This is a genomic window from Pantoea sp. ICBG 985 (assembly GCF_002928365.1).
Lineage (GTDB): Bacteria > Pseudomonadota > Gammaproteobacteria > Enterobacterales > Enterobacteriaceae > Pantoea > Pantoea dispersa.
In genome coordinates this window covers 1-1,681 of the sequence record NZ_POWM01000019.1, presented here as the reverse complement: position 1 = coordinate 1,681, position 1,681 = coordinate 1, and the positions used below count along the sequence as shown (strand labels likewise).

Genomic DNA, 1,681 nt, shown 5'->3' with positions numbered 1-1,681 from the left:
TAAAAAATATCAAGTCTTTGCTGAGTGAACACGTAATTCATTACGAAGTTTAATTCACAGAGCATCGCTGCACTCGTTGCAGCAAATCAAACTTTAAATTGAAGAGTTTGATCATGGCTCAGATTGAACGCTGGCGGCAGGCCTAACACATGCAAGTCGAACGGCAGCACAGAAGAGCTTGCTCTTTGGGTGGCGAGTGGCGGACGGGTGAGTAATGTCTGGGAAACTGCCCGATGGAGGGGGATAACTACTGGAAACGGTAGCTAATACCGCATAACGTCGCAAGACCAAAGTGGGGGACCTTCGGGCCTCACACCATCGGATGTGCCCAGATGGGATTAGCTAGTAGGTGGGGTAATGGCTCACCTAGGCGACGATCCCTAGCTGGTCTGAGAGGATGACCAGCCACACTGGAACTGAGACACGGTCCAGACTCCTACGGGAGGCAGCAGTGGGGAATATTGCACAATGGGCGCAAGCCTGATGCAGCCATGCCGCGTGTATGAAGAAGGCCTTCGGGTTGTAAAGTACTTTCAGCGGGGAGGAAGGCGGTGAGGTTAATAACCTCGCCGATTGACGTTACCCGCAGAAGAAGCACCGGCTAACTCCGTGCCAGCAGCCGCGGTAATACGGAGGGTGCAAGCGTTAATCGGAATTACTGGGCGTAAAGCGCACGCAGGCGGTCTGTTAAGTCAGATGTGAAATCCCCGGGCTTAACCTGGGAACTGCATTTGAAACTGGCAGGCTTGAGTCTCGTAGAGGGGGGTAGAATTCCAGGTGTAGCGGTGAAATGCGTAGAGATCTGGAGGAATACCGGTGGCGAAGGCGGCCCCCTGGACGAAGACTGACGCTCAGGTGCGAAAGCGTGGGGAGCAAACAGGATTAGATACCCTGGTAGTCCACGCCGTAAACGATGTCGACTTGGAGGTTGTGCCCTTGAGGCGTGGCTTCCGGAGCTAACGCGTTAAGTCGACCGCCTGGGGAGTACGGCCGCAAGGTTAAAACTCAAATGAATTGACGGGGGCCCGCACAAGCGGTGGAGCATGTGGTTTAATTCGATGCAACGCGAAGAACCTTACCTGGCCTTGACATCCAGAGAACTTAGCAGAGATGCTTTGGTGCCTTCGGGAACTCTGAGACAGGTGCTGCATGGCTGTCGTCAGCTCGTGTTGTGAAATGTTGGGTTAAGTCCCGCAACGAGCGCAACCCTTATCCTTTGTTGCCAGCGGCTCGGCCGGGAACTCAAAGGAGACTGCCGGTGATAAACCGGAGGAAGGTGGGGATGACGTCAAGTCATCATGGCCCTTACGGCCAGGGCTACACACGTGCTACAATGGCGCATACAAAGAGAAGCGACCTCGCGAGAGCAAGCGGACCTCATAAAGTGCGTCGTAGTCCGGATTGGAGTCTGCAACTCGACTCCATGAAGTCGGAATCGCTAGTAATCGTAGATCAGAATGCTACGGTGAATACGTTCCCGGGCCTTGTACACACCGCCCGTCACACCATGGGAGTGGGTTGCAAAAGAAGTAGGTAGCTTAACCTTCGGGAGGGCGCTTACCACTTTGTGATTCATGACTGGGGTGAAGTCGTAACAAGGTAACCGTAGGGGAACCTGCGGTTGGATCACCTCCTTACCTGAAGATACCTTCCCGCGAAGTGCTCACACAGATTGTCTGAT

General features: G+C 53.9%; 1 rRNA gene. It reads left to right on the top strand.

Annotation, left to right across the window (positions count from 1 at the left end):
• Positions 1 to 95 precede the first annotated feature (95 nt).
• A 16S ribosomal RNA gene (locus C1Y42_RS23215) occupies positions 96 to 1,637 on the top strand.
• Positions 1,638 to 1,681 lie beyond the last annotated feature (44 nt).